Annotated in this window: 2 tRNA genes and 2 rRNA genes (1 of these 4 cut by a window edge); all 4 read right to left on the bottom strand. The window is 44.6% G+C overall.

Features of this window, described 5'->3' with window-relative positions:
- Positions 1 to 468: ribosomal RNA gene (locus N5E64_RS15410) — 23S ribosomal RNA — on the bottom strand (it extends 2,314 nt beyond the left edge of the window).
- A gap of 211 nt (positions 469 to 679) precedes the next feature.
- A tRNA-Ala gene (locus N5E64_RS15405) sits at positions 680 to 753 on the bottom strand.
- A 44-nt stretch (positions 754 to 797) separates the two neighbouring features.
- A tRNA-Ile gene (locus tag N5E64_RS15400) sits at positions 798 to 871 on the bottom strand.
- Positions 872 to 1,058: 187 nt separating this feature from the next.
- Positions 1,059 to 2,500 (bottom strand): 16S ribosomal RNA (locus N5E64_RS15395); the annotation flags it as partial.

Genomic DNA, 2,500 nt, shown 5'->3' with positions numbered 1-2,500 from the left:
TATTCGAAATGCTTTTCACCTTTCCTTCACAGTACTAGTTCACTATCGGTCTTTGAGGAGTATTTAGCCTTGGAAGATGGTCCTCCCATATTCGGACAGAATTTCTCGTGTTCCGCCTTACTCGTTATCAACTTAATAAAAATTTCATTTACGGGACTATCACCCTCTACGGTTAACCTTTCCAGGTTATTCTATTATCCTTATTAAGTCTTTAGGGCTAATCCGCGTTCGCTCGCCACTACTTACGGAATCTCAATTGATTTCTTTTCCTATTGGTACTTAGATGTTTCAGTTCCCAACGTTCGCTCCCATTGCTGGGTGACATGCCTTCAACATGCCGGGTTGTCCCATTCGGAAATCTACGGATTAATGCGTATGTGCCGCTCCCCGTAGCTTATCGCAGCTTATCACGTCCTTCATCGCCTCTCAAAGCCTAGGCATCCGCCGTACGCCCTTTGTAACTTTTTTCTCGATTTAACCGTCATATTATGAGCGGTTATGTTAATCTTACTCGTTTTCTTGATTAATTGTATACCTTTATAAAACTTTGATTTATTTCTAAATCTGTTTGTTTTTGATTGTATGCGATTATAAATAAATTATAATCTGTTTCTAATAATGTCAATGAACTCTTCTGCTTTAGACGAATTTCGAACTTCGAGATTCGTTTATCGCTTCGTGGAGAATATCGGAGTCGAACCGATGACCTCTTGCGTGCAAGGCAAGCGCTCTAGCCAGCTGAGCTAATCCCCCTCTTTGTCGTATTTCGAAATTCATTAATCGAACTTCGTTTTTAGTAGTCTCAGGCAGACTCGAACTGCCGACCTCTACATTATCAGTGTAGCGCTCTAACCAGCTGAGCTATGAGACTCTTTAATACTCTTAAAGAGTGGTCTTTTTGTTAGTTGTAAGTCTTAAGTTATAAGTAATAAGTTTTTATTCCTTAATATTTTACTTTACCTTAACCTCTATCTCTAACTATATATTAAATACTACAGAATAAAAAGCCGAATCAAAATCAATCTTCTTACAATAGAAGAAAATTCGTCGTTCTCTAAATATGAGATGTTCCAGCCGCACCTTCCGGTACGGCTACCTTGTTACGACTTAGCCCTAGTTACCAGTTTTACCCTAGGCAGCTCCTGTTACGGTCACCGACTTCAGGTACCCCCAGCTTCCATGGCTTGACGGGCGGTGTGTACAAGGCCCGGGAACGTATTCACCGCATCATGGCTGATATGCGATTACTAGCGATTCCAGCTTCATAGAGTCGAGTTGCAGACTCCAATCCGAACTGAGATAAGTTTTTGAGATTCGCATCTTGTTGCCAAGTAGCTGCCCTCTGTACTTACCATTGTAGCACGTGTGTAGCCCAAGACGTAAGGGCCGTGATGACTTGACGTCGTCCCCACCTTCCTCGCGGTTTGCACCGGCAGTCTCATTAGAGTCCCCGTCTTTAAACGCTGGCAACTAATGATAGGGGTTGCGCTCGTTGCAGGACTTAACCTAACACCTCACGGCACGAGCTGACGACAGCCATGCAGCACCTTGCAGTCTGTCCGAAGAAAAAACTATTTCTAGTTCTGTCAAATTGCATTTAAGCCTTGGTAAGGTTCCTCGCGTATCATCGAATTAAACCACATGCTCCACCGCTTGTGCGGGCCCCCGTCAATTCCTTTGAGTTTCATTCTTGCGAACGTACTCCCCAGGTGGGATACTTATAACTTTCGCTTAGCCACTGAACCCGAAAGCCCAACAGCAAGTATCCATCGTTTACGGCGTGGACTACCAGGGTATCTAATCCTGTTCGCTCCCCACGCTTTCGTCCATCAGCGTCAGTTAATGTTTAGTCACCTGCCTTCGCAATTGGTGTTCTGCGTAATATCTAAGCATTTCACCGCTACACTACACATTCCAGCAACTTCAACATCACTCAAGACTAACAGTATCAATGGCAGTTTCATAGTTAAGCTATGAGATTTCACCACTGACTGATTAATCCGCCTACGGACCCTTTAAACCCAATAAATCCGGATAACGCTTGCACCCTCCGTATTACCGCGGCTGCTGGCACGGAGTTAGCCGGTGCTTATTCTTCTGGTACCTTCAGCTACTTACACGTAAGTAGGTTTATCCCCAGATAAAAGTAGTTTACAACCCATAAGGCCGTCATCCTACACGCGGGATGGCTGGATCAGGCTTCCACCCATTGTCCAATATTCCTCACTGCTGCCTCCCGTAGGAGTCTGGTCCGTGTCTCAGTACCAGTGTGGGGGTTCACCCTCTCAGGCCCCCTAAAGATCATCGTCTTGGTGAGCCGTTACCTCACCAACTAACTAATCTTACGCATGCCTATCCTACTGCGATAAATCTTTCAAAATCTAATGATGCCATTAAATCTGTTATAAAGTATTAATCCTCCTTTCGAAGGGCTATCCTTTTCAGTAGGGCAAGTTGCATACGCGTTACGCACCCGTGCGCCGGTCTCTAGTTCCCGAAA

It is taken from the genome of Empedobacter sp. GD03739, assembly GCF_029843245.1.
GTDB classification, from domain to species: Bacteria; Bacteroidota; Bacteroidia; order Flavobacteriales; family Weeksellaceae; genus Empedobacter; species Empedobacter falsenii_B.
Note: the sequence above shows the minus strand (reverse complement) of the source record. Positions and strands in the feature narration are given on the sequence as shown.